The organism is Streptomyces sp. NPDC031497, assembly GCF_055580905.1.
This window is the reverse complement of sequence record NZ_JBVIKO010000009.1, coordinates 65,499-91,350: the sequence shown is the minus strand read 5'-3', so window position 1 is coordinate 91,350 and position 25,852 is coordinate 65,499. Positions and strand designations below refer to the sequence as shown.

Genomic DNA, 25,852 nt, shown 5'->3' with positions numbered 1-25,852 from the left:
GGGGGCAGCGTGCGGTCACCGCTTGGCGAGCTGCTGCAGCTTGGTGAGCCACTCACCCATCTCGGGCAGGTCGTGTACCTGGTTGCCGTAGTTGCCGCGGTTGTCCGGCCTGACCGGGGTGGTGGCGTCGATGATGAGCTTGGCGCCGGTGCCGGGGTTGTCCGACTGGGGCGCGAGCTCCATCAGCGACAGGTGCGGCACGACGATGAGGTCGTCGCCGGGGTTCATCTTGGTGGACAGTGCCCACATCACCTGGGGGAGGTTGAACGGGTCGACGTCCTCGTCCACCACGATCACGGTGGACGCGTAGCCGAGGCCGTGCGGGGTGGTCAGCACGCGCATACCGACCGCCTTCGCGAAGCCGCCGTAGCGCTTCTTGGTGGAGACGATGATGGCCAGTCCGTGGGTGTACATCGCGTTGACGGCCTGTACCTCGGGGAAGTCTCTCTTCAACTGCTCGTACAGAGGCACGCAGGTGTTGGCGGCCATCAGGTAGTCGATCTCGGTCCACGGCATGCCGAGGTAGAGGTGCTCGAAGACCGGGTTCGACCGGTGGGAAATCTTGTCGATCCGGATCACCGGCATGTTGCGGCCGCCGGAGTAGTGCCCGGTGAACTCGCCGAACGGGCCCTCCACCTCCCGCTTGCGGCCCTCGATGACACCCTCGATCACGATCTCGGAGCCCCACGGCACCGGCAGGCCGGTCAGCGGCGCCTCGGCGATCGGGGCGGGGGCGCCGCGCAGCGCACCGGCCAGCTCGTACTCGTTCTGGTCGTACTCCATCGGCGTGGACGCCACGATCGAGATCACCGGGTCGTTGCCCAGGGTGATGGCGATCGGGAGGTCCTCCCCACGCTCCTCGGCCTTGCGCAGGTGCAGGCCGATGTCGTGCACCGGTCCGGGCTGGATGGCGAGCTTGCGCGGGCCCTTGACCTCGATGCGGTAGATGCCGACGTTCTGCTTCCCGGAGTTCTCGGGGTCGTCGGGGTCCTTGGAGACGATGCCGGCCTTGTCGATGTAGAAGCCGCCGTCGCCGTCGTTGAGCCGGACCAGGGGGAGGATGTCGAAGATGTTGACGTCCTCGCCCTCGACGGAGTTCTGTGCCCACAGCGGGTTGTCCCGCCACTCCGGCTCGACCGGGAACTCCGACCACCGGTTGATGAACTCCTCCACCTGCTCCTTGGTGCCGGTGGTCTTGGGCATGCCCAATGCCAGGGCGTGGTTGGCCCAGGAACCGTGGACGTTCATGGCGATCCGGGCGCTGTCGAAGCCGGCGATGTTGTCGAAGTACAGCGCCGGTGCCGACTCCCCCATGCGGCTGGCGGCGTTCGCGGCGGCGGCGACGTCCGGCTCCGGCATCACCTCCTCGGTGATGCGCAGCAATTGGCCTTCCTTGTCGAGTGCGTCAAGGAAGCTGCGAAGGTCGTCGTAGGCCATGTCCGTTCTCCTCCAGGGTGATGACGGTGCGTCAGGAGGCCTGAACGCCGTCGGGAATGGGTGCCGTATCGAGCGCGACTGCGCGTGCCGAGCGCATCCCCTCCCAGCGCCTGGCGGCCGGGAAGGGCAGGCCGAACTGGTCTAGGACGCGCGCGGTGACGTGATCGACGATGTCGTCGACCGATTGCGGGTGGTTGTAGAAGGCGGGCATCGGAGGCACCATCTGCGCCCCGAGGCGGGCCAGCGCCAGCATGTTGTCCAGGTGGATCTCGCTCAGCGGAGTCTCCCGGGGCACCAGCACCAGCTTGCGGCGCTCCTTGAGGACGACGTCCGCGGCGCGTCCCAGCAGGCCGTCGGCGTATCCCGCCCGGATACCGGCCAGGGTCTTCATCGAACACGGCACGATCACCATGCCGTCGGTGCGGAACGATCCCGAGGAGATCGACGCGCCCTGGTCCTCCGGGTTGTGCACCACATCGGCGAGCGCGGCCACCTCGCGGGCCGACAGACCGGTCTCCCACTCGATGGTGGTACGCGCCCAGCGCGACAGCACCAGATGCGTCTCCACCTCCGGCAGCTCCTTCAGCGCCTGCAGCAGCCGCACCCCGAACGGCGCCCCGGTCGCTCCGGTCATCCCCACGATCAGGCGCACGTCGATGCCCTCCTTCATCTGCCAGCCGGATTCCGTCTCGCTCTCCACGCTAGGTGCCTTCGCGGGTCATCGCCGGTACGGTCAGGACAGGAGGTGTTCAAAATCGGACAGTCCAGGATTGCGGAGATCCCGTTCCGCCCGGCTGCCGGCGCGCTGCCCGGCCTGGAGGTACTGCCGCTGGCCCGGCTCGCACGACGGGCCGCCGGGCACGGGGTGGATGTGCGCATGCCGGCGCGGGCCGCCTTCCACCATCTACTGACGGTCGAGGAGGGGATCCTTCGGCTCACCGTGGACGGGGAGCCGCTGCCGGTGCCGCCGAGCGCCTGGCTGTGGATCCGACCCGAACAGGTCTACCGCTTCGACGAGGGACTGGAGCACGCGCGGGGCACCCTGATCCTCTTCCAGCTCGGTCTCCTGGACCCGGCCACCATCGCCGCCGCCGGCGTCGACCCGCCCTTTCCATGGGGCCCGCTGCTGCCGTCCGCGAAGGAGGCCGAGCCGATCGAGCGGACGCTCGAACTGCTCATGGAGGCATACAAGGAGACGGGCGCCCTGCGGCTGGACGCGCAGATCGAACTCGTCCGGCATCTGTTGGCGGCGCTGGTGCTGAGGCTGTCCCACCTCTATGTCCGCGAGCGGGGTGCGTCCAGGACCAGCGAGGCGTTCCGGGCGTTCCACGCGGCGGTCGAGCGTGACTTCGCCGAGAGCCGCACGGTCGCCGACTACGCCCGGGCGCTCGGCTACAGCTCGCGGACGCTGACCCGCGCCTGCCTCGCGGCGACGGGGGGTACCGCGAAGCGGTATCTGGACGACCGGATCGTCCTTGAGGCCAGGCGCCTCCTCGTCCACACCGAGCTGCCGGCCTCGGTGGTCGCCGGACGACTCGGCTTCCCCACTCCCACGGCCTTCGCGAAGTTCTTCAAGCACCACACCGGCGAAACCCCCACCGACTACCGTTCTCACGCCTTCGGCGCAAAGCCGTGAAAGTAGCGCCGTCCGGAATGCGGAGGTGATCCTCGCCGGGGAAGCCTCGGGCTCCTCGCGCGCGACCCCGGTGGGCACGGTCGCTGCCGCGGAAGCCGCCTACGAAGTCGTCCTCACGCACGATGTCGTGCTCCAAGGTGGCCACGCGCGGCCCCGGACACCCCGGCGACGACTCAGCCCTTCTTGACGGCCACCCCGCCGTAGAAGCCGATGTCCTGGGAGCCCTCCGGCGGGGTGGCTTCCGGGCGCCAGAACGGGACCTGGATCAGGCCGGGTTCGACCAGGTCGAACCCGTCGAAGAACTGCTCGATCCGGGCGCGCGGGCGCAGGTTCATGGTGGCGGTCGCGTTGTTGTAGACGGCCTGGGCCTCGCTGCGGTCGTCGGCGAAGTCGTCCGTGGCGTGCGAGAGCACCAGGAAGCTGCCGGCCGGGAGCGCGTCGCGCAGGGTGGCCACGATCCGCTCGGGCTCCTCCGCGTCGCGGATGAAGTGCAGGATGGCGACGAGGAACAGGGCGACGGGCTGGTCGAAGTCGATGATCCGGCGGACCTCGGGGTGCTCCACGAGGGACTGCGGGTCGCGCAGGTCGGCGAGGACGATGCTGGTGGTGCCGGCCCGGTTGAGCAGCGCGTCGCCGTGTGCCTTCACGATCGGGTCGTTGTCGACGTAGGCGACGCGGACGTCCGGGGCGGCCTTCTGGGCTATCTCGTGCACGTTCGGCGAGGTGGGCAGCCCGGTGCCGACGTCCAGGATCTGGCGGACCCCGCTGTCGACGACGTGCCGGACGGCGCGCTGCAGAAAGCCGCGGTTGGCCCGTACCGAGATCCACACCTCGGGCGCGGCGGCGGCCAGCTGGTCGCCGGCCTTGCGGTCCACGTCGTAGTTGTCCTTGCCGCCCAGCAGGTAGTCGTAGATCCGCGCGGGATGCGGCTTGCTGGTGTCGATCTCCACGGGATGAGTACCGTCCTGCGTCACGTGTGCTCCTCTCGATGACCGCCCGGCCACCCTTGGCACACCGACGGCTGGCGACAGCTTTCCATATCAACTTCGGTGCCCGTGCACCGAGTTCCGGCTACGGACCGCCCCCATCGCCCCTGTCGCGACGTGGCTGTCTCCGCCGACGGCGCCGGCCGTCCCAGGCCGGCCGGTGGGCCAGGTCGCCCGGCCGGGACCGATCTGGCTACCATCTGGCCCAGGTGCCCGGGCAGGTGGCCCGGATTGGTTGGGGGTTTCTCATGGTCAGTGGACGTGTGGTGCGGTTCGACAGCACGCGCGGGTACGGTTTCATCGCTCCGGACGGTGGCGGAGAGGACGTCTTCCTGCATGTGAACGACATGCAGATGCCCGAGTCCTACGTCCGCCAGGGCGTGGCCGTGGAGTTCGAGATCGAGAGCGGCGAGCGCGGGCCGAAGGCGTCCGGTGTCCGGCTCGCCCGGGGAGCCGACGTGCGGACGCTGGGTCCGGACGACGATTCGCTCTGCGATCTGCTGAGCGCGGACGAGTTCACCCGCGAGGTCACCGAGACACTGCTGGCGTCGGCGCCCACGCTCACCGCGGAGGAGATCGTGCGGGTCCGCGGCGCCCTGGCCCAGTTCGCCAAGAACCACGGCTGGATCGAGGGCTGACCCGCCCACGGCGGGCAGGGCGGCCGGCTCAGACGTCACGGGAGCGAAGCAGCCGTCCGCCCGCCGTGAGGGCGGCGACCGCCCAGAGAGCCGGTACGCCCAGCCCCTGCCAGGGACCGATGGGCAGGGTGCCGACGCCTACGGTGGTCTGGAACGGCCGGCCCCGCCGTCATCGGCGCGAGCTGCTGGACATGGCGCTGCCAGTCCGGGTCGGCGATCACCTGGGCAAGGACCAGGAGGACGAACAGCAGGGCCAGGACGACGACGATCGCGGTGCGAGCTCCGCACAGCGAACGCCGGGCCCCAGCTGAGCAGGCCGATCAGGACCAGGCAGCGGACCGACCCGACCACGGCCCGCAGGGCCGGTCCGTCGGTCAGCGACAGGGCCGGGTATCCGCACCCTGACGGTCGCAGGTCTCGCCGCCCAGACCGTCGCCCGGTACCGCCTGGCCCGTACCGGTTCCGCGCTGCCCGCGCTGCTCCTCGGCGCGCCGTTCCTCGCCCTGGCGCCGGCGCCGTCCACGGACACCCGTGCGGTGCTGCTGGCGGCCCCCGCCCCTTGCGTCACCTGCGCCGGGCGAGAACATCCGGGTGACGGAGCCTTGCCCGGCGACGAAATCCGCGAGGAGACCGAGCAACACGGCTCAGGCGTACGGCCGTTGCGCGATCCGGCGCAGCGTCCGACGACGGTTGTCCCGCCATGCCCCCGCACGCGTCGAGCCGGTCAGTACGGCAGCGGACGCGTCCGGCGGAAAGCCGGCGGGACCTTGCGGGCCGCTGCCCGGCCACCGGAACCGTGCCGTGACGAGGGTCACACTCCCGGCGTCGAACTTTGGCTCTCGCCCTGCATCTAGTCCGCGTCGGTTCACAGAGCGGCTGCGGAGCAATCCCCCTCCGGGGCCGTCCCGTCCATTCAGCAAGGAACAACTCAATGGGTTTTGTGGCTTATCTGCGCGGCTTCGTCCCCTGGATCGTCGCCGGTGTCGTCTCGGGCGTCGTCGACTGGCGCTGGGGTGCGCTCGGCGGTCTCGTCTCGGGGCTGCTGCTCCTGCTCCAGGACCTCCGTCGAGGAGTCGACCTCGACGCGCTGATCCTCGAGGCCAGCACCATCGTGTACTTCGTCGTCATCGGCGCCGTCTCGGTGGCGGACCCGGACTCGTCGCTCCAGGACCACTCCGACGTCCTCTCGTTCGTCTGGCTGGGCGCCACCGCCTGGGGCTCCCTGGCGATCCGCCGCCCCTTCACGCTGGGCATCGCCAAGCGCCAGACGCCCCGCGAGTACTGGGACATGCCGGAGTTCCTCCAGGTCAACAACCACATCACCAGTGCCTGGGGTGCCGGCTTCACCTTCATCGCGGTGAGCCTGGCCATCGGCAACGCCGTGGACGCCCCGGCGTGGGTGGGCATCACCGCCCATGTCGTCGGCCTGGTCGGCCCGGTCGTCTTCACGAAGGTGTACCCCGAGCGGGCCCAGCGGCGCCTGCTGGAGTCCCAGGGCCTGACGCCCACCGTCTGACCGTCCGCCGCGGGCGGCCGCGGAGCCCCTCGCCGCGGCCGCCCGGCCTGATCCGGAACGCGGCCGGCAGCGCCCTGCCGGGCCCGACAAGGAAAGCAGCATGACCGAAGAGACCACCTTCCCCCTGTACCTGCGGGGCCGCTTCGCCCCGGTTCCCGAGGAGCACAGCGCCCACGACCTCACCGTGCGCGGCACCCTCCCGCCCGATCTGGACGGCCGCTATCTGCGCAACGGCCCCAACCCGCTGCCCGGCGAGGACAAGGGGCACTGGTTCACCGGCCCCGGCATGCTGCACGGCATCCGGCTGCGCGACGGCCACGCCGAGTGGTACCGCAACCGGTGGATCCGCACCCGGGAGCTGGAGGGACATCCGTTCGTCCGCGAGGACGGCAGCGTCGACCTGGCCGCGACCCCCGGCAACACCCATGTCATCCGGCACGCGGACACGGTGCTGGCCCTGTGCGAGGTCGGCCTGCCCTACTGGGTCACCCCGTCGCTGGAGACCGTCGGTCCCTACGACTTCGGCGGCCGGCTGACCACCTCGATGACCGCCCATCCGAAAGAGGATCCGATCACCGGTGAACTGCACCTGTTCGGTACCGGGTTTGCCCCGCCTTATCTCACCTACCACCGGGTCACCGCGGAAGGGGAGCTGCTCGACAGCCGGCCGATAGCGGTGCCGGGGCCGACGATGATGCACGACTTCGCCATCACCGAGCACCACATCGTCTGGATGGACCTGCCCGTCGCCTTCGACCCGGACCTCGCCGGCCGCGGCGGCATGCCCTACCGGTGGGACGACGGCTACGGCGCCCGGCTCGGCATCATGTCCCGCACGCCCGGCAGCACCGACGTGCGCTGGTTCGACATCGATCCCTGCTACGTCTTCCACGTCGGCAACGCCCACGAGGACGAGCGGGGGCGGATCGTCCTCGACGCGGTGCGCTACGACCGCCTCGGCTTCGACCACGCCTGGGGCGACATCGGCGGGCCCACCGGCCCGGCCGTCGTACCGGAACCGGGTCACACCGGCGCGACCGCCGTGCTGTACCGCTGGGCGCTGGACCCGGTGACCGGACGGGTCACCGAGTCCCAGCTGGACGACCGGGACGCCGAGTTCCCCACGCACAACGAGACCCTCACCGGCCGCGCGAACCGCTATCTGTACACCGTCTCGGGCGACGGCATCGCCAAGCACGACCTGACGGACGGGGGCAGTGAGTTGCACGCGACGCCCGGCGCCCGGTACGCGGGCGAGGCGGTGTTCGTCCCGGCGGCGGACGGCCGGAGCGAGGACGAGGGCTGGCTGCTGTCGCTCGTCTCGAACGACGACGGCGAGGCCGGCGAACTGCTCGTCCTGGACGCACGGGAACTCTCCGTCCAGGCGGTGGTGGAGCTGCCGTACGCCGTCCCGGCCGGTTTCCACGGAAGCTGGCTGCCGGAGCTCACCGAAGAGGCCTAGCAGGAAACTCCGTCACACAAGGTACGCCGGGAGTTGTGCCCGGCGTACCCGCCTGTGCGAGAGTCCCCCCACCATCAGTACACGTCCGCCAGTACACGTCCGCATGGAGGCATTCGCTTCATGGCGTTTCTCGATCCCCCCACGGATGAGGAACTCACCCGCAGGGCCCAGTCCGGAGAGACCGCGGCCCTCGGGCTGTTGCTGGCCCGCCACCAGGCGCCGATGCGCGCGGTGGCGCTGAGCCTGCTCGGCCACGGCCCCGACGCGGAGGACGCGGTGCAGGACGCCGTGGTCACCGCGCTGCGGCGGATCGGCGACGTCCGCGATCCGGCGGCCGTCGGCGCGTGGCTGCGCGCGATCGTGCGCAACACCTCCCGTATGCGGCTGCGCACCGGCCGGGAGACACCCGGTCTGGAATGGCTCGACCGGCTGGAGGCGCGCACCGACGAACCGTCGCACCCGGAGCGGGTCGTCGACCGGCACGCCATGCGGGACTGGATCTGGAACGCGATGACGGAACTGCCGCAGCAGTTGCGGCTGGTGCTGATGCTGCGGCACTTCAGCGGCATCACCTCCTACCAGGAGATAGCCGGGGCCTGCGAGATACCGGTCGGCACCGTCCGCAGCCGGCTGAGCCAGGCCCGGGGAAAGCTCGCCGAGGTACTGCTGAGGACCGCCACGGAGGCCCACGACGACGCGTCCCGTCTCGTCGAGGACAGCCGCAAGGAGGCCGAACTCACGCTGGACGGCGCGCTGCGCGGCCGTCAGCCCAGGGAGATCCTGGAGCTGTGGCCGGCGGAGACCGAACTGGTCGGCATCCTCCGCACGCCGGGTGAACGCTGCCACCCCTTCCCGGCCATGGAACGGACCCGGCGGAACGGGATCACCCAGCACCTGCGCCATGTGGTGGCCAGCCCGGACATCACCATCTGGGAAATGACGACCGTCAACCCCGACGGCATCCCGAATCCCTGCCCGCCGAACCTCGCCTGGCTCATGATCCGCAGGCCCGACAGGAGGGTCCGGAGCCTCCGCGTGGTCTTCCCGGGGCGCCCCGCGTGATCCGGGAGACCGCCGAGGCCGCCCTCGCCGAGGACACGGCGCTCACTCTTGCCGCGCAGGCGGGCGAGGTGACCGCCCTCGGCCTGTTGCTCGAACGCCATCGTGCGGGCATGCGCGCGGTGGCGCTGGGCATCCTGGGGCCGGGCCCGGACGCCGACGACGTACTCCAGGAAGCGGCCCTGACCGCGCTGCGGCGGATCGGCGACGTCCGCGATCCGGGGGCGGTCGGCGCCTGGCTGCGGATGATCGTCCGCAACGGCGCCCGATCCCTGCTGCGGGCCACGGTTCCCGCCCGCCCGGTGGACGAGGGCCTGCACCTGCCGGCGACGGAGGCCGGTCCGGAGCAGTGGCTCGAACAGAGCGCGCTGCGGGACTGGGTCTGGGAGGCCCTGGAGGAGCTGACCCCGGTGCTGCGGCTGCCGTTGGTGCTGCGCCACTTCACCACCGGGGTCAGTTCCTACGAGCAGATCGCCCATGCCTGCGGGGTGCCGGTCGGCACCGTCCGCAGCCGGCTCAGCCAGGGCCGGGCCAAGCTCGTGGCCGCGCTCGCCGCCACGGCGGACACCGCGCACGGCGACACCGGCCGGCGCGCCCGGGAGACCCGGACCCAGGCCCGGGAGACGCTGGCCGCCGCCGAGAGCGGGCACTTCGCCCGGCTCCTCGCGGAACGCTGGTCCCCGGAGATCGCCCTGCTCAGGGGGAACGACCGGGTCGGCGGCGGCGACCTCCTGGTCCGTGCCATGGACGGCGACATCGAGGCCGGGGTACGGCAGCGGCTCGCCCATGCGGTCGCCGGACGGACGCTGGCCGTCTGGGAGATGGACATCGTCAATCCGTCCGACAACCCGGAGCACTGCCCGCCCACGGTGGCCTGGCTGATGACGCTGGACGAGGCCGGACGGGTACACCGGCTGCGGCTCTTCCATCCCCGGCCGTTGCCGACCATGGAGCTGCTCCCGGTGCTGTGACCCGGCAGGGCGGCCCCCGGTGTCCGGCCCGTCAGGCGCCGGGGCCGGCTCCCGCATCGGCTCCGCCCTCGGCCTCGGCTTCGGCCTCGGCTTCGGCGGCGAGGACCTTGGCGCGTACGTCGGCCGGGAAGACGCCGTCGAAGGTGGCCTGCGGGGCGCGGCCGTGGCCCTCCGCCGGGAGCAGCGCGTCGTGGACGACGACGGCACCCCAGCCGTTGTGGAGTTCCTCCTCGGTGAAGCACGGGTACCAGGGCATGATCGGGCCGTGCCACTGTTCCTGGCGGAGGGTGGGATGCACGCGGGTGGCCAGCGCCCACAGCAGGTCCGAGTCCTTGGCCGGGTCCACGTCGTCGTCGAGGACGTAGACGACCGGGGAGAGCCGCCCGACCCGGGTGCCGTTGAGGACCTCGCCGATGCGGTGGACGAAGCGGGCGGTGTCCATGCCCGGCATCAGCTCGCGCCAGTCGGAGGGGACGGTGATGACGGTCCAGAAGCAGGCGGCGCCGAGCGGCAGCCAGGCCGTGGTGACGGGGAGTCCGGCCTTGCGCAGCTCCGAGACGACCTCGGCGGAGATCCCGGCGGCGGGTGCCACGTGGGAGTCGTCGACGGGCCGGCCGGCGGGGGCGAGCGGCCAGACGGGGTCGCTGCGGTAGGTGATGGCCTCGATGCTGAAGAGCGGCTGAGGTGAGGTCTCGGGCAGTGCCCAGCCGTGGAACTCGGCGAACGGGCCCTCGACCGCGTCCCGCGTGGCGGAGAGACTGCCCTCGATGACGACCTCGGCGGAGGCCGGGACCTCGAGGTCGTTGGTCTCGCACTTGACGACGTCGACGGGGCGGCCGAGGAGTGCGCCGAGGTAGGCGCCCTCGTCGACCTCGGTGGGTACGGTCATGCCGCCGACGACGGCGGCGCCGGGGTCGCCGCCCTGGAACAGGGCGTAGGGCATCGGCTGGCCGATGGCCTCCCACTCGCGCCAGATCATGCCGAGGTGCTGACCGGGCAGGACCAGTCCGGTCATGTGCCGATCGTCGATCATCATGATCCGGGAGATGGACCAGTTGGTCCACCGGCCGTCGGGGGTCCTGGCGACGATCACGCCCCAGGTGTTGACGTAGGGGCCGCCGTCGCCCTCGTGGACGACCGGGATCGGGAACCGGTCCAGCCGGGCCTCGTCGCCGGTGAGGACGTGCTGCTTGCAGGGCGCGCCGTCGCCGGTCACCCGCCTGGGCGGAAGCAGTTCCCCGGTGCCGGCCTGGGCGAGTCGTTCGACGAGTTCGGCGGCGGTCGTCGTGTACGGCAGGCCGAGCGAGAGGGAGATCCGGGCCAGCGGATGCCCGGGGATGCTCGACAGCGCGCCCGGGGCGCCGACCATGCGGAAGCCCTCGCCGACGCCCTTGAGGTGCTCGAAGAAGGGGGCGGGGCGGCCGTTCTCGGTGGAGCGCCGGGTGACGGCGGACGCCTCCAGGTCCGGATCGACCACACGCGAGATGCGCTGGAGGTCGCCCAGCTCTTCGAGCCTGGCGAGGTAGGACCGGAAGTCAGTGGTTTCGGACATCAGTTGATTGCACCTTTCGGTTCCGAGGGGCGGGGCATCCCGTCCCAGCGCCGCGCGGACGGCACCTGGATGCCGAGCTGGTCCAGCACGCGGACGGCGATGTGCCCGACCAGGTCGTCGATGGTCGTCGGGCGGTTGTAGAAGGCCGGCATCGGCGGCACGATCCGTACCCCCATCCGGGAGAGCGCCAGCATGTTCTCCAGATGGATCTCGCTGAGCGGGGTCTCTCTCGGCACCAGCACCAGGGGACGCCGTTCCTTCAGCGTGACGTCGGCGGCGCGCGGGATGAGGCCGTCGGCGTACCCGGTGCGGATCCCGGCGAGGGTCTTCATGCTGCACGGCGCGACGATCATCCCGTCCACCGGGAAGGACCCGGACGAGATCGCCGCGCCCTGGTCGTTCCACGCGTAGGTCACGTCCGCGAGGTCGGTGACCTCGCGGACCGAGAGGTCGGTCTCCAGGTGGATGGTCGCTCTGGCCCACTGGGACAGCACGAGATGGGTCTCCACGTCGGGCTGCTCCCGCAGCCGGCGCAGCAGTTCGACACCGAGGACGGCGCCGGTCGCCCCGGTCATTCCCAAGATCACTCGTCGAGGCATGAACAGCACCTTCCGTACGCGGTAAGTCCGTACACGGAATAACGTAGAGCACTTGGCTTGCGATGGCAAATGGTCCGCGTACGGAATGACAGTAGGCGGAGGTAACCTGAGCTCATGACGACAGGAGCGCGCTACGACGGAACGCTGGAAGACGGCATGGCCCACCAGCTACGACGCGCCTCGCAGGCGGTGAACGCCTCGTGGCAGCTGCACAGCGGCGGCGACCTGACACCGCCGCAGTTCGCCGTGCTGCATGTCCTCGACGAACAGGGAAGCCTCGATCAGAAGTCCCTCGGCGCACACGCCGCGATCGACCGGTCGACGCTCACTCCCCTGCTCGACCGGCTGGTGGCGCGTGGCCTCGTCACCAAGAACACGGATCCCGACAACCGGCGCCGGCAGCTGATCACGCTGACCGAAGCCGGGCGCGAGCGGGCGGCGCTGGGCCGCGAGCAGGTGCGGGAGACGAGCCGCTGGATCGAGGAGCTCCTCGGTCCCGACCGCCTCGCGACCCTGACCCTCCTGCTCAGGGAACTCGGGGACGCGGGCCGCGCGCAGTAGCGGCCTTCGCGTTAATCCTCAAGTCGTCGTGGCGTGCTCAGCGCACGGGCGAGTCGACGCGCTGGAGGATGCGCTCGGCGTCCTGGCCCAGCCGGCGAAGACGCTCGGGAGAGAGGTTGTCCACGACGAGATGCCGGACGTGGGCCGCGTGGCCGGGAGCGGCCGACTCCAGCTTCCGTATGCCGTCGGGCAGCAGGACCGCGTTGGTGAATCGCCCGTCGTCGGGGTCCGGTTCACGCCGGACGTAACCGCGCTTCTCCAGCCGTTTCACCAGGTGCGACAGCCGGGACAGGGACGAGTTGACGACCTCGGCCAGGGTGCTCATGCGCAGGGTCCGGTCGGGGGCCTCGGAAAGCATGGCCAGGGCCATGTACTCGACCATGCTCAGATCCGCGTCCCGCTGCAGCTGGGTGTCCAGCGCCCAGGGCAGCCGGGTGATGAGCCGTACCACCGACATCCATGCGGCCAGTTCGGCCGGCGTGAGCCACGGATCGGCAGGCTCGCCGGTCCCCGGCGACGCGTCGGAGGAGGTGGTCATTTCGGGAGCGTACCAGCCTCCGCGCGCCGTCCGGGGGCCCGCGGCACAGGTTCGAGCAGGGCGCCACACGGGATCGGGCACGGCCCGCCCGAACCGGTCGGATCACTTGCCCGTTCATGTGACCCGGCCGGATCGGGGCCGGCCGGGCCGGTCCGGTGTGCCGGGCACGTCGGCCGGCGGCACGATCTCCCTCTTGAGGATCTTGCCGGTGGGCCCCTTGGGCAGGGTGTCCACGAGCCACACCTTCCGCGGGTACTTGTAGGCGGCGACCCGGCCCTTGACGTACGCACGCAGTTCCTCGGCGGTCGTCCGGGCCCCCGGCCGGAGCACGACCGCCGCGCCCACCTCCTCGCCCAGATCGGGGTTGGGGATGCCGACGACCGCGGCGTCGGCGACCGCCGGGTGCTCGTAGAGCACGCCTTCGATCTCACGGGGATACACGTTGTACCCGCCCCGGATGATCACGTCCTTCTTCCGTCCGACGATCCAGAGATACCCGTCCTGGTCCAGCCTGCCGAGGTCGCCGGTGTGGAACCAGCCGTCCCTGATCGCGGCGGCCGTCTCCGCGGGGCGCCGCCAGTACCCCTTCATCACATTGTGCCCGCGGACCGCGATCTCGCCGGCCTCCCCCCGCGGTACCTCCCGGCCCTGGTCGACGTCGAGCACCCGCACCTGGACCCCCGGGATCGGGACGCCGACCGAACCGGGCCTGGGCCCGGCCCGCAGGGTGTTGGCCGCGACGACCGGCGAGGTCTCCGACAGCCCGTAGCCTTCGAGTACGGCGCAGCCGAACGCGGCCCGGAAGTCGAGCTGCACCTGGACGGGCATCTCGGCCCCTCCGGCGAGACAGACCCGCAGCCGGGAGAGGTCGTAGGCCTCCTTGCCGGGCTCCCGCACGAGCCTGCTGTACACCGTCGGCACCCCCGCGAAAACGGTCACCCCGTGCTTCTCGACCATCTCCAGGGCCCGCGCCGCGTCGAAGCGCGGCAGCAGCGTGAGGCACGCGCCGGAGGCCACGGCCGCGTTGAGGGTGCAGGTCTGCCCGAAGGCGTGGAACAGCGGCAGCCCGCCGAAGATCACGTCGTCGGGCGTGAGACGGAGCAGTTCGGTTGCCACGACGTCGCAGTTGCGGGCGAGGTTCGCATGGGTCAGTTCGGCGCCCTTCGGCTGGCCGGTCGTCCCCGAGGTGTAGAGAACGACCGCGGTGTCGTCGTCATGACGATCCGTCATGTCCGACGGCAGCGGGGTGGCGTCCGGCAGTTCGTCGAGGGAGCCAGGATCGACGACGACCGCCTCCGCGTCGACCTGCCGCGCACCGGCCTGTGCCTCGTCGGCGAAGTCGTGCCAGGCGAACAGCAGCCGGGCACCCGAGTCGCCGAGGTGATAGGCGACCTCCCGGGACTTGAGCAGGGGATTCATCGGTACGACGACGCCACCGGCCCGGAGTACGCCGTAGTACACGAGGGCGAACTCCGGCACGTCGGGCAGCATGATCGCGACTCGGTCGCCGGGCCGCACGCCACGATCGCGCAGCAGCCCCGCCATCCGCGCACTGCGCCGGTCCAGCGTGCGATAGGAGAGAGTGGCGTCCCCGAGGCGGAGCGCGGGGCGGTCCGGATACGTCCGGGCGCTGTCGACCACGTGGTGTGCGAGGTTCATGTGAGCCGACGCTAGGCGTGCGGCGCACGGAAATCACTGGGCCCGCGATACGACCCCGGGGCCCGAATTGGTGCCGCTGGACCATTCCGCGAGTAGCTTTGAGGAATGACTCCGGAGCACCCAGAAGTCGCAAAGCAACTGTCCGTGGTGGCGGCGAACGTAGGGTCACATCTCCCGGAGGTCGGCAACGACATCGGGCAGTATGTTCTTGCCGAGATAGCGGAACTCAGAGGCGACTCGACCATTGTCACAATGATGCAGGCGAGCGTCGTGGAAAACGCCGGCACGCTGTTGCATGTCTTCGAGAACGACATTTCCCTGGAGAAGGTCGAGGCACCCGCGGCCGCGCTCGAGTACGCCAGGAGACTGGCGCAGCGGGGAATTCCACTCAGTGCGTTGATCAGGGCCTACAGGATCGGGCACTGGCGTTTCCTGCAGTGGTGTCTGGACGAGCTCAACCGGCAGAACGCCGACGAGGAGCTGGCCGTCACGACCAACCGGCGCATGCTGCACGTGAGCTTCGGTTACATCGACCGGGTCACCGAGCAGGTCATCGCGGTCTACCAACATGAACGGGACAACTGGCTGCTCAGCCAGACCGCGGCGCGCGCCGCCCGGGTGCGCGACATTCTCGCCACGCGTGACATCGACCTCAACTCGGTGGAACCGTCGCTTGGTTACCGGCTTCGGCAGAATCATCTCGGGCTGGTGGCGTGGCTGCCCACCCTGACCGTCGAGGGTGCCGGACTCGCCCGGCTGCACCGGATCACCGACGAGATCGCCCAGCGGCTCGACTGCACCTCCAGGCCGCTGTTCGTCCCCCGGGACGCGATGGTGTCCTGGACCTGGCTGCCGCTGGGCGCGAACAGCGACGTCCCGTGGCACGAGGTGTCGGACGTGCTGGAGCGCGGTGATCCCTCCCTGCACATATGTGCCGGAAGCGTGGGATACGGAATCGAGGGATTCCGTACCACGCACCGGCAGGCACTGCGCGCACAGGAACTCGCGGCGGTGGCCGACCCGGTCCCCCGGTTCACCGAATTCTCCACCGTCGCCCCCATCGCCCTGATGGCCACGAACATCGACGACATCCGCGCTTGGGTGTGGGGAATTCTAGGCCCGCTCGCCGTCGACGACGAGAACAGCGCACGGCTTCGGGAGACCGCCCAGATCTTCCTTGACAGCGGCTGCAGTTACACCGCCACCGCCGCCGCGCAGATTCTGCACAAGAACACGGTGCAATACCGAATCCGAAAGGCCGAGGAGATGATCGGCCATCCGGTCCAGAGTGAGCACACCGATCTGGAGATCGCGCTGCGCGCCGTCCACTACCTCGGCTCGGCGCTCCTGCGCACGAGCGCCGAGTGACGTGGCCGGGCGCTCAGGGGGTCGGGTCAGCGGCGCTGCCAGTGCGGTTGGCGTCGCTCCGCGAAGGCGTGGGCGCCCTCCTGGGCGTCCTGGGACGCCAGTACGGGAGCGGTGATCAGGTCCTGGTCGACGAAGGCGTCCTGGTCACTGAAGGCCCGCCGTTCGTTGACGACGCGTTTGACGGCCTCTATGGCCAAAGGCGCGTTGAGCGCGATGCTGCTGGCCAGTTCCAGGGCCCGCGTCAGGGCCTGGCCCGGTTCGGTGAGCTCGTTGACCAGGCCGAACCGCTCGGCGCGCTCGGCGGGCAGCGACTCGCCCGTGAGCAGGAGTTCGAGCGCGATGTTGTGCGGGATGCGCTCGGGGAGCCGGACCATGCCCCCTTCGGGCGGCACGATGCCGTAACGGACCTCGGTCTGGCCGAAGGTGGCGTTCCGCGCGGCCACGATCATGTCGCAGGCGAGCGCCATCTCGGTACCGCCGCCCAGCGCGTAGCCCTCGACGGCGGCGATGAGCGGGGTCGAGATCTTGGCCCGGGTGATGCCCGCGAAACCCCGGCCCTCGATGATGGGCAGGTCTCCGGCCGCGAAGGCCTTGAGGTCCATGCCGGCGCTGAAGACACCGCCGGCGCCGGTGAGTATGCCGACCCTGAGGTCCTCGTGGGCCTCCAGGTAGTCGACGGCGGTGGCGAGGGCCCGTGCGGTGGCCCCGTCGATGGCGTTACGGGCCTTGGGCCGGTCGATCGTGATCACGAAGATGCCGTCGATCTCCTCGGTCCGCACGGTCGGTGTGTTCGAGTCCGTGGTCATGGCGTGTTTCCCTTCTCTCCCTCGCGCTGCTGGCCGTGATGTTCCCTCGCGCCGTGGCGCCGTCGGCCTCAGCCGACGGCCTCGGCCTTGTGCAGCTCCTCGATCCCGGCGGCGTCGAAGCCGAGGTCGTGGAGCACGGAATCGGTGTGTTCGCCCAGGTCGGGTGCCGGGCGCGCGGGGACCTTCTGCTCCTGTTCGAGCCGTACGGGGCTGTCGATCGTCAGGTGCGGTTCCGCGTTGCCGTCGTCGATCGGCACCAGGATCCGGTTGGCGACGAGCTGGGGGTCGTGGGCGAACTCGTCGATCGTCTGGGCGACTCCGTAGGTGAGTCCCGCGGCGTCGAGCACCTCACGCCACTCGGCCAGCGGACGGGCCGCGAACGTCTTGTCCAGCACGCCGACGATCTCGGCGGCGTGGGCGCGGCGGCTCTGCGAGTCGGCGTAGTGCGGGTTCTGGATGGCCTCGGGGTGGCCGATGGCCTGGAGGAACAGGGGGACCTGCTTGTCCTCGTTGGCGAAGGCCAGCAGCAGCCAGCGGTCGTCCGCGGTGCGGTAGGCGTTGGCGAGCGCGTTCGGCGGGTCGGTCCGGTCGACCGGCCGGGGTGCCTTGCCGCCGACCAGTACGGCCTGCAGCCACATGCCCGCCGCCCAGGCGCCCTCGGCGACCAGTGACGCGGTGACACGTGCGCCCTCGCCGGTCCGCTCCCGCCGGTACAGCGCGGTCATGATCCCGGCGAAAAGGCTGATCGCCGTCGGATGGTCGCCCGATCCGAACGCGTTGATGGCCGGCGGCGCGTCGTGCTGGCGTGTCACGTCCATGAGGCCGCTGCGCGCCCAGAACGCGGTCACGTCGAACCCGGGCAGGTGGGCGTCCGGGCCCTCCTCGCCGAAGCCGGTGACATCGGCGTAGATCAGCCGGGCGTTGAGGGGGGCCAGGTCGTCGTACTCCAGCCCCAGCTTGGCGCGGGTGCGCGGCGGGAAGTTGGTCACCAGCACGTCCGCCCAGGTCACCAGCCGTTCGACGACGGCCCGGGCGTCGGGCGACTTCAGGTTGAGGGCGATGCTGCGCTTGTTGCGGTTGTCCAGCTGCCAGGGGTAGTTGACGCCCTCCACACGGGGGTTCGGTGGCATACGGCTGAGCGACCGGTAGGCGTCGCCGGTGCCCGGCGGTTCCACCTTGACGACGTCGGCGCCGAAGTCGCCGAGGATGGTGGCCGCGGCGGGCCCGGCGATGAAGCTCGCGAGATCGACGACGTGCAGTCCCTGCAGCAGGGGCGTGTTGCTCATGACGACTCCTTGTCCTCGATGGGTCCTCGGCTTGCCCTCGATGGGTCTCGATGGGTCTCGATGGGCCGCGCGCGGCGCCCGAGGGAGTGACCGCCCTGGTGGGGCGCCGCGGCACGCGCCGGGTCAGTGGTGGCTGGGCGCCACGGGCACGAAGGCGTTGTAGCCGGTGATGTCACGGCCGACGATCAGCGCCTGCACGGTGTCGGTTCCCTCGTAGGTGTCGATCGCCTCGATGTCGCAGAGGTGCCGGGCCACGTGGTAGTCGAGCAGGATCCCGTTGCCGCCGAGCATGTCGCGGGCGTCGGCGAGGATGGCACGGGCCCGCTCGGTGTAGTGCATCTTGGCCAGCGCGACCCGGGGCATCGAGTACTCGCCCTCGTCCAGGAGCTGGCTCAGCCGGAACTGCATGCACAGCATGTCGGTGATGTCCGCGAGCATCCGGGAGAGCCGGTACTGGACGAGCTGGAACGCGGCCAGCGGCATCCCGAACTGCTTGCGCTGCTTGGCGTAGGCCAGGGCCGTCTCGTAGCCCGCGACGGCGGCCCCGATCGACTCCCAGGCGACGCAGAAGCGCGAGGCCAGCAGGACCTTCTCGGTGTCGCGGAAGGTGTGGACGTTCGCCAGCCTGTTCGCGGCCGGCACCCGGACGTCGGTGAGGGATATCTGCGCGTTCTGGACACAGCGCAGCGCCGTCTTGCCCTTGATGACCTGGGCGTCGAACCCGGGCGTGCCCTTCTCGACCACATAGCCGCCCACATGCCCGTCGTCGCCGCGGGCCCAGATGATCGAGTAGTCGGCGAAGGTCGCGTTGCCGATCCACCTCTTGTGGCCGTTGATGACATAGGAGTCGCCGTCCTGGTGTGCGGTCGTCTCCAGCTTGACCACGTCCGAGCCGTGTGTGGGCTCGGTCAGGCCGAAGGCACCGAGCTTCTCCATGCGGGCCATCGGCGGCAGGAAGCGCTGCTTCTGCTCCTCGGAGCCCAGCAGCGCGATCGACATCATGGCCAGGGCCGAGTGGACGCCCATCATGGTCGACATGCTCAGATCGCCCCGGGCCAGTTCGAGGATCACCAGGCCGGCCGTCACATTGCTCATCCCCGGGCAGTCGTAGCCGGAGATCTGGAAGCCCGCGATGTCCAGCTGCCCCAGCTTGGGGACCAGTTCGAAGGGGAACTCCGCGCGTTCCCAGTAGGGGTTGATGACCGGGATGACCTCCTGGTCCATGAACTCGCGGACCTTCTTCTTGAGAGCCCGCTGTTCGTCCGTGAGCAGGTTGTCGAGAAGGAAGTAGTCGGAGTATTCCGGTCCGCCCAGCACAGGCGGCTCGACCCCGGACGAGTTTCCGTTGGGGCTCGGGAGAGCCTGGCCCTGGCCGACCGGTGCGCCGTGTGTCGCCTTCATCTGCCGTTCCTTCCGATCGGGGGTCCGATGGAGTCAGTACGAACGACGCTAGGAGGGAGCGCGGGTACAGCCACTGGGCGCGGAACACCACGTTGCCCACCGATTTGGTGTCCGGGTACCAACGTGGAACACGCCCTGTGCCGCGGTACCAAGGAAGCATCCGAATCCTGGGCGCGCGGCCCGATGTGCCGGCTCTCCCGGCGGCCCAGGGTTGCCCCATGCACACCGCGCCCTTCTCGGACCGTCAGGAGCAGTGATCACTCATGGCAACACACAGGCCCGTCCACCGTGTGGCGATCGTCGGGACCGGGACGATCGGCGCGAGCTGGGCGACGCACTATCTCGTCCGCGGTTTCGATGTCACGGCGACCGACCCGGCCCCGACCGCGGAGGCCGCCCTGCGGTCGTACGTGGAGGGCGCATGGGACACGGCCGCCTCGATCGGACTCGCGCCCGGCGCCTCGCCCGAACGCCTCGGTTTCACCGCCGACATGCGTCAGGCCGTCGCGGACGCCGACTTCGTGCAGGAGAACGCCCCCGAACGCCCGGAGCTCAAGGTCAAGTTGTTCGCCGACCTCGACGACGCCGCACCCACGGACGCCGTCATCGCGTCGAGTTCGTCGACCATCACGATGAGCGTCATGCAGGCCGAGTGCCGGCACCCGGAACGGACCGTCATAGGCCACCCCTTCAACCCCCCGCACGTCGTCCCGTTGGTCGAGGTCGTCGGCGGCACGAGGACCGCTCCGGAGACGGTCCGGGACGCCATGGAGTTCTACGCCTCGATCGGCAAGAAACCGATCCACCTGAAGAAGGAGTTGCCCGGGCACGTCGCCAACCGCATCCAGGCCGCGCTGTACCGCGAGGTCGTGTACCTGGTCCAGGAGGGCGTACTCGATGTGGCGGACTCCGATGACGCGGTGTCCTGGGGGCCGGGGCTGCGCTGGGGTGTCATGGGTCCCCATCTGCTGTGGCACCTCGGCGGTGGAGAGGGCGGTATCCAGCACTTCATGGAGACCCTCATGCCGGTCATGGTCGACTCCTGGAAGAAGTTGGGCACCCCCGAGTTCACGCCCGAACTCGAGGAGACCATCGTGAGCGGTGTCCTCAAGGAGGCGGACGGCCACTCGGTCGACGACCTGGCCACCCGGCGTGACGCCATGCTCTCGGCCCTGCTGGCCGTGCGCGCGCAGCACGACCCGTCCGGGCCGACCGGCACGGCGGCCACACCGGACACGAAGAAGGGATCGTGATGGGCGGGAACGTGATGGGCGACAGGGAAAGGCTGTACGTGCTGGAGGCGAGCGGCGGCGGCCGCCTGTTCTCCGTGAACCCCGACGGCTCCGACAAGAAGGTTCTCGTCACCGGGTGCCGGATCCCCGACGGCGTCGCCGTGGACATGTCGGCCGGCCACATCTACTGGACGAACATGGGTGTGCCGTCGGAGAACGACGGCTCGATCGAGCGCGTGGACCTGGACGGCGGCAACCGGACGACGATCGTCCCCGAGGGTGCCACGCACACGCCGAAGCAGCTCCATCTGGAGGCCGCGGACCGGAAGCTGTACTGGTGTGACCGCGAGGGCATGCGGGTGATGCGCTGCGACCTCGACGGCTCGGGCATCGAGACCCTCGTACAGACCGGGCAGGGCGAAGAGGACAGCCGTGACGAGACCAACTGGTGCGTGGGCGTCACCGTCGATCCCGTCGGCGGAAACCTCTACTGGTCCCAGAAGGGGCCCAGCGACGCGGGACTCGGCAGGATCCTGCGGGCCGGCCTCGCCGTGCCCGCCGGGGAGACGCCCGCCCGGCGCACCGACATCGAGGAGTTGTTCGACGGCCTGCCCGAACCGATCGACCTCGAAATCGACCTCGGAGAGCGGACGTTGTACTGGACGGACCGGGGAGACCCGCCGAAGGGCAACACCGTCAACCGTTCCCCGCTGGATCCGCAGGACGGTCGGTGGACGTCCGAGATCCTGCTGACCCACCTGATGGAAGGCATCGGCATCGCCCTCGACCCGGACGGCGACCACATGTATGTGACCGACCTGGCGGGGAGCGTCTACGCGGCCGGTCTCGACGGATCGGACCGCAAGGAGATCCTCGCCGCGCAGGGCAACCTCACGGGCATCGCCCGCGCCGTGCTGCACACCTAGAGCCTGTCAGGACGCGAACGGCACCTGCGCCGACGGAGCGTCGCTCCTCCCGAAGGGATGCCGCCACAGCCCCGCCGCGGCCAGGCGGGGCAGTACGCCTTCCCCGAACCAGTACGCCTCCTCCAGATGCGGGTACCCGGACAGCACGAACTCCTCGATCCCGAGGGCCGCGTACTCCTTGATGCGCGCGGCGACCTCCTCGTGCGAGCCGACCAGGGCGGTCCCCGCGCCGCCGCGCACCAGCCCGATGCCCGCCCAGAGGTTGGGATGGATCTCCAGCGCGTCCCGTCGGCCGCCGTGCAGCGCCAGCATCCGCTGCTGCCCCGCGGACTCACTGCGGGCGAGCCCGGTCTGCACCGACCGCACGGTCTCCGGGTCGAACCCGTCGAGCAGCCGGTTCGCCTCCGCCCAGGCCTGCTCCGAGGTGTCCCGGGTGATGACGTGCAGCCGGATCCCGAACCTCAGGGTGCGCCCCTGCTCCGCCGCCAGCTTGCGGATCCAGGCGATCTTCTCGGCGACCTGTGCCGGCGGCTCCCCCCAGGTCAGATACACGTCCACATACCGGGCCGCGACCTCCCCGGCGACCGGCGAGGACCCCCCGAAGTACACCTCGGGGACCGGGTCCGGCACCCGGGCCAGCTTCGCGTCCTCGACCCGAAGGTGCTCGCCTTCCAGGTCGACGGCCTTGCCCTCCCACAACTTCCGTACGACTTCCAGGAATTCACCGGTACGGCGGTACCGCGCGTCCTTGTCGAGGAAGTCGCCGTAGGCCCGCTGCTCGTGGCTCTCGCCCCCGGTCACCACGTTGAGCAGCAGCCGTCCCCCGGTCTGCCGCTGGAACGTGGACGCCATCTGCGCGGCCAGCGTGGGCGAGACGAAGCCCGGCCGGAAGGCGACCAGGAACTTCAGCCGTTCGGTGTGCTGGCTGACCATGGCCGTGGTCAGCCAGGCGTCCTCGCACCAGGCGCCGGTGGGGGTGAGCGCCCCTACGAAGCCGAGGTCCTCCGCCGCCTTGGCGATCTGGCTCAGATAGGCGACCGTCGGCGGCCGGTCCCGGCCGGAGGCCGTCGCCGGGGTGCCGTGGCCGCCGCCGACGACGTGGCGGCTGTCCCCGTTGGTGGGCAGGAACCAGTGAAAGGTGAGGGACACGAGGAGTTCTCCGATCGAGAGGGACCTGAGGACGTCACAGCAGACCGTGGCGGGGCGGCAGGGTGCCGCTGAGCACGTACCGGCCGATGTGCTGGATCTTCCAGCGGGTCGGATCGTGCAGGGTGTGGGTGCGGGCGTCCCGCCAGTACCGGTGCAGATTGAGGGAGTTGAGCGCGGAGCGGGTCCCGGACACCTCGAAGAGCGCGTCGGCGACGGCCACGGCCGCCTCGGCCGCCCGCACCTTCGCGGCGGCCACGGCGATGGACGCCTCGGCGGCCGACTCGTCGGTGAGCCGGGCGCCCGCCGCATCGACCGCGCGGGCGCCCTCCCGCAGCAGCGCCTCGGACGCCCGTACGTGGAGGGCGAGTTCACCGAACCGCTGGATCAGCAACGGGTCCTCGGCGGCGGTCTCCGCCCCGCTCTCGAACCACGGCCGGCTCTTGGTGCGCACGAACTCCGCGGCTTCGGCCAGCGCCGCCCCGGCGATCCCCACGTCGATGGCGGCGTGCAGCAACTGGGCCACCGCGCCGTGGAGTTGCGGTCCCTGGAAGGTCAGATGGTGGGGCAGCACCCGGTCGGCTGGCACCGGCACGCCGTCCAGCCGGACGGTCCCGCTGGCCGTCGTCCGCTGCCCCATGCCGTCCCAGTCGTCGACGACGGTCAGGCCGGGCGCGTCCCGGGGGACGTAGGCGACGTGCAGGTTGTCGTCCTCGGCTCGGGCGAGGACGGGGATCCAGTCGGCGAACAGGGCACCGGTCGAGTAGTGCTTGACGCCCCGCAGCACGTAGGAGCCGTCCGCGGTGCGTTCCAGCCGGGTCCGGATGTCCTGGACGTGCCTGGTCCCCGCCTCGGACTGCGCGTTCCCGAGACGGCCGCCCGCGAGCAGCTCGGCGAAGAAGAACTTCCGCTGCTCCTCGGTTCCCTGACGGCGTATCACGTTGACGTACACGAAGTGGCTCTGCGGAATCTGGGCGAGGCTCGCGTCGGCCGAGCCGAGCAGCCGGAAGATCTCGGCGAGGGTCAGCGCGCTGACGTCCGCTCCCCCGTAACCGGCGGGGACGGTCACGGCCAGCAGACCCGAGGCCGACAGCCGGTCCAGCTCGGCGCGGGGCAGCCGGCGTTCGGCGTCCCGCTCGGCCGCCCCGGCCCGGAACTCCTCGGCCAGGGCCGCCGCCACGGCGAGGGCCTCCGCCTCGTCGGTGATGACATGTGCGGTCATCGGCTCAGCCCGCCGCGGCGAGGACGGGCCGCCGGCCGAGCGCGGCCGAGAACTGGTCCACGATCGGGTGGAGCGCCTCGGTGACGGCCGGTGCGAGGGCGAGCGTGCCGTCCTCGCGTACGGTGATGTCCTTGTCGAGGGTGAACCAGCCCTGGACTATATGGGCGGCGCCCATGGAGCTGAGCACCGGGCGGAGCGCGTAGTCGATGGCGAGGACATGCGCGGTGGAACCGCCGGTGGCCAGGGGCAGCACGGTCTTGCCGGTGAGCGCGTACTGCGGGAGCAGGTCGAGGAGGGCCTTGAGCACACCGGAGTACGACGCCTTGTAGACCGGGGTGGCGACGACGACCCCGTCGGCGCGGGCGAACAGCTCGGTCGCCTCGACGATCGCGGGGTGCCGGAAGTCCGCGCCGAGCAGCGCCTCGGCGGGGACGGTACGGATGTCGAGCGGGATCACCTCGTGCCCGTGGGCCGTCAGCCGCTGGTCCAGATGGCGCAGCAGTCGCGCGGTGCGGGAGGAGGCGGAGGGGCTGCCGGAGACGGAGAGGACGGTGGCCATGGGTGCCTCTTTCTGGGAGCCCGGACACCCGTACGGCACGGGCACCCGGCGGGGGACGGTCAGGCGTGGGCCGGGGCGGACTCGGGCGCGCGGTCCGGGAGGCCCGCCTCCAGTTCGCGGACCAGGGGCAGCACCCGCTTGCCGAAGTACTCGACCTCCTCGTGGTAGTGCAGGAAGCCAAGCAGAAGGAGGTCGACGCCGAGCCGCTTGTAGGCGACGATGCGCTCGGCGATCTGCTCGGGGGTGCCGATCAGCCCAGTGCGGAAGCCGTCGTTGTACTGGACGAGGTCCTCGAAGGTGGAGTCCTGCCACATGCCCTTGCCGTCGGCACTGGACTGGCCGGCCTGTTTCACGGCCGCGCCGAAGCCCTCGACGGCCTCGCTGTCGGCCTTGGCGATGATCTCGCGGAGGGTGTCGCGGGCCTCGGCCTCGGTGTCACGGGCGATGAGGAAGCCGTTGAGACCGAACTTCGGCGCCGTACGGCCGGCTTCGGCGGCGGACTCGCGGACGTCGTTGATCTGCTCGGTCACCCCGTCGAAGTCCTTGCCGTTGGAGAAGTACCAGTCGGAGACCCGGCCGGCCATGGCGCGCGCCGCGGTGGAGTTGCCGCCCTGGAAGATCTCGGGGTGCGGGCGCTCGGGGGTGTTGAGCGGCTTGGGCTTGAGGGAGAAGTCCCGCAACCGGTAGAAGTCGCCGGCGAGTTCGGTGTGGTCCTCGGTCCAGACCTGGCGCAGGGCACGGATGAACTCCTCGGCCCGGCGGTAGCGTTCGTCGTGCTCCAGCCAGGGCTCGCCGAGCGCGGTGAACTCGCCCTTGAACCAGCCCGACACGACGTTCACGGCGAACCGGCCGTTCGAGAGGTGATCGGCGGTGGCACCGAACTTGGCGAGCACGCCCGGATGCCACAGACCGGGATGGACCGCGGCGATCACCTTCAGGCGCTCGGTGGCGAGCAGCAGCGCGAGGCTGAAGCCGGTCGACTCGTGCTGGTACTCGGCGCCGTAACTGGCCATGTAGCGGACCTGGCTGAGCGCGTACTCGAAGCCGTTGTTCTCGGCGAGCACGGCGAGTTCCCGGTTGTAGTCGTACCCCCAGTCGGTGCGCTGCTCGATCTTGCTGGTGACGAGTCCTCCGCTGACATTGGGAACCCAGTAGGCGAATTTCAAGGGCGCGGCGGGCATGCGGAACTCCTGTTGCGAGTTTTTCGGGCACGCCGGAATTCAGCGCCGCCCCACGCGGCGTGGGCGTGGGCACGGTGAATTCAGGCGGGAAAAGGAGAGGGCTAAGACGCG

General features: G+C 70.4%; 25 protein-coding genes. 11 read left to right on the top strand and 14 right to left on the bottom strand.

Annotated elements, in window-relative coordinates:
- Positions 1–15: 15 nt before the first annotated feature.
- Positions 16–1,437 (bottom strand): non-oxidative hydroxyarylic acid decarboxylases subunit C, encoded by a 1,422-nt coding sequence (locus ACZ5K7_RS20395; RefSeq protein ID WP_468915044.1) that lies wholly within the window; start codon positions 1,435–1,437, stop codon positions 16–18.
- A 31-nt stretch (positions 1,438–1,468) separates the two neighbouring features.
- Entirely contained in the window at positions 1,469–2,089 is a 621-nt protein-coding gene (locus tag ACZ5K7_RS20390) for a non-oxidative hydroxyarylic acid decarboxylases subunit B (RefSeq protein WP_468915369.1), read from the bottom strand.
- Positions 2,090–2,182: 93 nt separating this feature from the next.
- Between ACZ5K7_RS20390 and ACZ5K7_RS20385 the strand changes: the two genes are divergently transcribed.
- Positions 2,183–3,073: a helix-turn-helix domain-containing protein gene (locus ACZ5K7_RS20385; protein ID WP_468915043.1), complete on the top strand. Its 891-nt coding sequence runs from the start codon at positions 2,183–2,185 to the stop codon at positions 3,071–3,073.
- A 173-nt stretch (positions 3,074–3,246) separates the two neighbouring features.
- Here ACZ5K7_RS20385 and ACZ5K7_RS20380 read toward each other — a convergent pair whose 3' ends face one another.
- Positions 3,247–4,047 (bottom strand): SAM-dependent methyltransferase, encoded by an 801-nt coding sequence (locus tag ACZ5K7_RS20380; RefSeq protein WP_351702865.1) that lies wholly within the window; start codon positions 4,045–4,047, stop codon positions 3,247–3,249.
- Between the two features lie 260 nt (positions 4,048–4,307).
- Here ACZ5K7_RS20380 and ACZ5K7_RS20375 point away from each other — a divergent pair, with 260 nt between their 5' ends.
- From ACZ5K7_RS20375 to ACZ5K7_RS20350, 6 genes are all read left to right on the top strand, one after another.
- Complete coding sequence (locus ACZ5K7_RS20375) at positions 4,308–4,697, top strand: cold-shock protein (protein ID WP_351702868.1); 390 nt, start codon at positions 4,308–4,310, stop codon at positions 4,695–4,697.
- Positions 4,698–4,825: 128 nt separating this feature from the next.
- Positions 4,826–5,008, top strand: coding sequence for a hypothetical protein (locus ACZ5K7_RS20370; protein ID WP_468915041.1), 183 nt, complete (start codon positions 4,826–4,828; stop codon positions 5,006–5,008).
- 620 nt (positions 5,009–5,628) lie between these two features.
- A complete protein-coding gene (locus ACZ5K7_RS20365; RefSeq protein ID WP_468915040.1) occupies positions 5,629–6,213 on the top strand; it encodes a hypothetical protein in 585 nt (194 codons plus the stop codon).
- Positions 6,214–6,313: 100 nt separating this feature from the next.
- Positions 6,314–7,675 carry a carotenoid oxygenase family protein gene (locus tag ACZ5K7_RS20360; protein ID WP_468915039.1) on the top strand — a complete coding sequence of 454 codons (1,362 nt, stop codon included), beginning with the start codon at positions 6,314–6,316 and terminating at the stop codon, positions 7,673–7,675.
- Between the two features lie 120 nt (positions 7,676–7,795).
- Positions 7,796–8,737 (top strand): RNA polymerase sigma factor, encoded by a 942-nt coding sequence (locus ACZ5K7_RS20355; protein WP_351702879.1) that lies wholly within the window; start codon positions 7,796–7,798, stop codon positions 8,735–8,737.
- On the top strand, positions 8,734–9,705 hold the full coding sequence (locus ACZ5K7_RS20350) for an RNA polymerase sigma factor (protein WP_468915037.1): 972 nt from the start codon (positions 8,734–8,736) through the stop codon (positions 9,703–9,705). Before ACZ5K7_RS20355 ends, ACZ5K7_RS20350 begins: the two co-directional genes overlap by 4 nt.
- A 31-nt stretch (positions 9,706–9,736) precedes the next feature.
- Here the strand turns inward: ACZ5K7_RS20350 and ACZ5K7_RS20345 are convergent, their stop codons facing one another.
- Both ACZ5K7_RS20345 and ACZ5K7_RS20340 read right to left on the bottom strand, forming a co-directional pair.
- A complete protein-coding gene (locus tag ACZ5K7_RS20345; protein WP_468915036.1) occupies positions 9,737–11,257 on the bottom strand; it encodes a UbiD family decarboxylase in 1,521 nt (506 codons plus the stop codon).
- Positions 11,257–11,856 (bottom strand): non-oxidative hydroxyarylic acid decarboxylases subunit B, encoded by a 600-nt coding sequence (locus tag ACZ5K7_RS20340; protein WP_351702888.1) that lies wholly within the window; start codon positions 11,854–11,856, stop codon positions 11,257–11,259. Before ACZ5K7_RS20340 ends, ACZ5K7_RS20345 begins: the two co-directional genes overlap by 1 nt.
- A gap of 114 nt (positions 11,857–11,970) precedes the next feature.
- On the opposite strand from ACZ5K7_RS20340, the gene ACZ5K7_RS20335 reads away from it, so the two are divergent.
- The gene (locus tag ACZ5K7_RS20335) at positions 11,971–12,417 is read left to right on the top strand and encodes a MarR family winged helix-turn-helix transcriptional regulator (RefSeq protein WP_468915034.1); all 447 of its coding nucleotides are present in this window, start codon (positions 11,971–11,973) and stop codon (positions 12,415–12,417) included.
- Between the two features lie 37 nt (positions 12,418–12,454).
- On the opposite strand, the gene ACZ5K7_RS20330 is transcribed toward ACZ5K7_RS20335, so the two are convergent.
- Together ACZ5K7_RS20330 and ACZ5K7_RS20325 are read right to left on the bottom strand one after the other, a co-directional pair.
- Positions 12,455–12,955: a MarR family winged helix-turn-helix transcriptional regulator gene (locus tag ACZ5K7_RS20330; RefSeq protein ID WP_351702894.1), complete on the bottom strand. Its 501-nt coding sequence runs from the start codon at positions 12,953–12,955 to the stop codon at positions 12,455–12,457.
- Between the two features lie 114 nt (positions 12,956–13,069).
- Complete coding sequence (locus ACZ5K7_RS20325; RefSeq protein WP_468915032.1) at positions 13,070–14,614, bottom strand: long-chain-fatty-acid--CoA ligase; 1,545 nt, start codon at positions 14,612–14,614, stop codon at positions 13,070–13,072.
- Between the two features lie 105 nt (positions 14,615–14,719).
- Between ACZ5K7_RS20325 and ACZ5K7_RS20320 the strand changes: the two genes are divergently transcribed.
- Complete coding sequence (locus tag ACZ5K7_RS20320) at positions 14,720–15,982, top strand: PucR family transcriptional regulator (RefSeq protein WP_468915030.1); 1,263 nt, start codon at positions 14,720–14,722, stop codon at positions 15,980–15,982.
- A 26-nt stretch (positions 15,983–16,008) separates the two neighbouring features.
- Here the strand turns inward: ACZ5K7_RS20320 and ACZ5K7_RS20315 are convergent, their stop codons facing one another.
- From ACZ5K7_RS20315 to ACZ5K7_RS20305, 3 genes are all read right to left on the bottom strand, one after another.
- Positions 16,009–16,788 (bottom strand): crotonase/enoyl-CoA hydratase family protein, encoded by a 780-nt coding sequence (locus ACZ5K7_RS20315; RefSeq protein ID WP_351702903.1) that lies wholly within the window; start codon positions 16,786–16,788, stop codon positions 16,009–16,011.
- 68 nt (positions 16,789–16,856) lie between these two features.
- The gene (locus tag ACZ5K7_RS20310) at positions 16,857–18,074 is read right to left on the bottom strand and encodes a CaiB/BaiF CoA transferase family protein (RefSeq protein ID WP_351702906.1); all 1,218 of its coding nucleotides are present in this window, start codon (positions 18,072–18,074) and stop codon (positions 16,857–16,859) included.
- Positions 18,075–18,197: 123 nt separating this feature from the next.
- Positions 18,198–19,475 carry an acyl-CoA dehydrogenase family protein gene (locus ACZ5K7_RS20305; protein WP_351702910.1) on the bottom strand — a complete coding sequence of 426 codons (1,278 nt, stop codon included), beginning with the start codon at positions 19,473–19,475 and terminating at the stop codon, positions 18,198–18,200.
- Between the two features lie 263 nt (positions 19,476–19,738).
- On the opposite strand from ACZ5K7_RS20305, the gene ACZ5K7_RS20300 reads away from it, so the two are divergent.
- Positions 19,739–20,728 (top strand): 3-hydroxyacyl-CoA dehydrogenase NAD-binding domain-containing protein, encoded by a 990-nt coding sequence (locus ACZ5K7_RS20300; protein ID WP_468915027.1) that lies wholly within the window; start codon positions 19,739–19,741, stop codon positions 20,726–20,728.
- Positions 20,728–21,633 carry a DUF5050 domain-containing protein gene (locus ACZ5K7_RS20295; protein ID WP_468915025.1) on the top strand — a complete coding sequence of 302 codons (906 nt, stop codon included), beginning with the start codon at positions 20,728–20,730 and terminating at the stop codon, positions 21,631–21,633. The genes ACZ5K7_RS20300 and ACZ5K7_RS20295 overlap by 1 nt, the downstream gene beginning before the upstream one ends.
- Positions 21,634–21,639: 6 nt before the next feature.
- On the opposite strand, the gene ACZ5K7_RS20290 is transcribed toward ACZ5K7_RS20295, so the two are convergent.
- From ACZ5K7_RS20290 to sfnG, 4 genes are read right to left on the bottom strand one after another with little or no spacing between them, the layout of a single operon-like run.
- Positions 21,640–22,782 carry an LLM class flavin-dependent oxidoreductase gene (locus tag ACZ5K7_RS20290; RefSeq protein ID WP_351702919.1) on the bottom strand — a complete coding sequence of 381 codons (1,143 nt, stop codon included), beginning with the start codon at positions 22,780–22,782 and terminating at the stop codon, positions 21,640–21,642.
- A 34-nt stretch (positions 22,783–22,816) separates the two neighbouring features.
- The gene (locus ACZ5K7_RS20285; protein WP_468915023.1) at positions 22,817–24,001 is read right to left on the bottom strand and encodes an SfnB family sulfur acquisition oxidoreductase; all 1,185 of its coding nucleotides are present in this window, start codon (positions 23,999–24,001) and stop codon (positions 22,817–22,819) included.
- A gap of 4 nt (positions 24,002–24,005) precedes the next feature.
- Positions 24,006–24,560, bottom strand: coding sequence for an NADPH-dependent FMN reductase (gene ssuE, locus ACZ5K7_RS20280; protein ID WP_468915021.1), 555 nt, complete (start codon positions 24,558–24,560; stop codon positions 24,006–24,008).
- 59 nt (positions 24,561–24,619) lie between these two features.
- Positions 24,620–25,741 carry a dimethylsulfone monooxygenase SfnG gene (gene sfnG / locus ACZ5K7_RS20275; RefSeq protein WP_468915020.1) on the bottom strand — a complete coding sequence of 374 codons (1,122 nt, stop codon included), beginning with the start codon at positions 25,739–25,741 and terminating at the stop codon, positions 24,620–24,622.
- Positions 25,742–25,852 lie beyond the last annotated feature (111 nt).

What these genes read in the sequence shown, in the direction of transcription:
- ACZ5K7_RS20340 (WP_351702888.1), bottom strand. Translation starts at nt 11,856, where the DNA reads ATGCCTCGACGAGTGATCTTGGGAATGACCGGGGCGACCGGCGCCGTC.
- ACZ5K7_RS20315 (WP_351702903.1), bottom strand. Translation starts at nt 16,788, where the DNA reads ATGACCACGGACTCGAACACACCGACCGTGCGGACCGAGGAGATCGAC.
- ACZ5K7_RS20365 (WP_468915040.1), top strand. Translation starts at nt 5,629, where the DNA reads ATGGGTTTTGTGGCTTATCTGCGCGGCTTCGTCCCCTGGATCGTCGCC.
- ACZ5K7_RS20335 (WP_468915034.1), top strand. Translation starts at nt 11,971, where the DNA reads ATGACGACAGGAGCGCGCTACGACGGAACGCTGGAAGACGGCATGGCC.
- ssuE (WP_468915021.1), bottom strand. Translation starts at nt 24,560, where the DNA reads ATGGCCACCGTCCTCTCCGTCTCCGGCAGCCCCTCCGCCTCCTCCCGC.
- ACZ5K7_RS20300 (WP_468915027.1), top strand. Translation starts at nt 19,739, where the DNA reads ATGGCAACACACAGGCCCGTCCACCGTGTGGCGATCGTCGGGACCGGG.
- ACZ5K7_RS20295 (WP_468915025.1), top strand. Translation starts at nt 20,728, where the DNA reads ATGGGCGGGAACGTGATGGGCGACAGGGAAAGGCTGTACGTGCTGGAG.
- ACZ5K7_RS20285 (WP_468915023.1), bottom strand. Translation starts at nt 24,001, where the DNA reads ATGACCGCACATGTCATCACCGACGAGGCGGAGGCCCTCGCCGTGGCG.
- ACZ5K7_RS20330 (WP_351702894.1), bottom strand. Translation starts at nt 12,955, where the DNA reads ATGACCACCTCCTCCGACGCGTCGCCGGGGACCGGCGAGCCTGCCGAT.
- ACZ5K7_RS20360 (WP_468915039.1), top strand. Translation starts at nt 6,314, where the DNA reads ATGACCGAAGAGACCACCTTCCCCCTGTACCTGCGGGGCCGCTTCGCC.
- ACZ5K7_RS20395 (WP_468915044.1), bottom strand. Translation starts at nt 1,437, where the DNA reads ATGGCCTACGACGACCTTCGCAGCTTCCTTGACGCACTCGACAAGGAA.
- ACZ5K7_RS20345 (WP_468915036.1), bottom strand. Translation starts at nt 11,257, where the DNA reads ATGTCCGAAACCACTGACTTCCGGTCCTACCTCGCCAGGCTCGAAGAG.
- ACZ5K7_RS20305 (WP_351702910.1), bottom strand. Translation starts at nt 19,475, where the DNA reads ATGAAGGCGACACACGGCGCACCGGTCGGCCAGGGCCAGGCTCTCCCG.
- sfnG (WP_468915020.1), bottom strand. Translation starts at nt 25,741, where the DNA reads ATGCCCGCCGCGCCCTTGAAATTCGCCTACTGGGTTCCCAATGTCAGC.
- ACZ5K7_RS20375 (WP_351702868.1), top strand. Translation starts at nt 4,308, where the DNA reads ATGGTCAGTGGACGTGTGGTGCGGTTCGACAGCACGCGCGGGTACGGT.
- ACZ5K7_RS20320 (WP_468915030.1), top strand. Translation starts at nt 14,720, where the DNA reads ATGACTCCGGAGCACCCAGAAGTCGCAAAGCAACTGTCCGTGGTGGCG.
- ACZ5K7_RS20355 (WP_351702879.1), top strand. Translation starts at nt 7,796, where the DNA reads ATGGCGTTTCTCGATCCCCCCACGGATGAGGAACTCACCCGCAGGGCC.
- ACZ5K7_RS20310 (WP_351702906.1), bottom strand. Translation starts at nt 18,074, where the DNA reads ATGAGCAACACGCCCCTGCTGCAGGGACTGCACGTCGTCGATCTCGCG.
- ACZ5K7_RS20325 (WP_468915032.1), bottom strand. Translation starts at nt 14,614, where the DNA reads ATGAACCTCGCACACCACGTGGTCGACAGCGCCCGGACGTATCCGGAC.